Source organism: Sagittula salina, assembly GCF_017813235.1.
GTDB lineage: Bacteria > Pseudomonadota > Alphaproteobacteria > Rhodobacterales > Rhodobacteraceae > Sagittula > Sagittula salina.
Map to the genome: position 1 here is coordinate 1 of NZ_JAGISH010000066.1, position 260 is coordinate 260.

The window sequence follows — 260 nt, forward strand, 5'->3', positions numbered from 1 at the left end:
TCCCCACCACCGGGCAGGGCATCAGCTGCCGCGCCGCCTCCAGCGCCGTGTCGTGGCTGACCGCGAGCAGCACGCCATCCACCTGCCCGGCATGCTCGGCCAGCAGTTCCAGCAGCGCATGGCCGGCGATGACATTCTCCGCCCGGCTGGAGATCACCTCCGGCCCGAAGCGGGGCGTGGCCGGGATGATCTCGGTGCCTGGGCCGGCCGCCCCGCGCGCCGCCTCGGCGCAGAGCGCGGTGATGGCCTCGGTGGTATTG

At 73.8% G+C, this 260-nt stretch carries 1 protein-coding gene; it reads right to left on the bottom strand.

Annotation, left to right across the window (positions count from 1 at the left end; genetic code table 11):
- On the bottom strand, positions 1 to 260 hold a 260-nt coding region (locus tag J5474_RS22585; RefSeq protein WP_245216661.1), incomplete at both ends, for an aspartate/glutamate racemase family protein.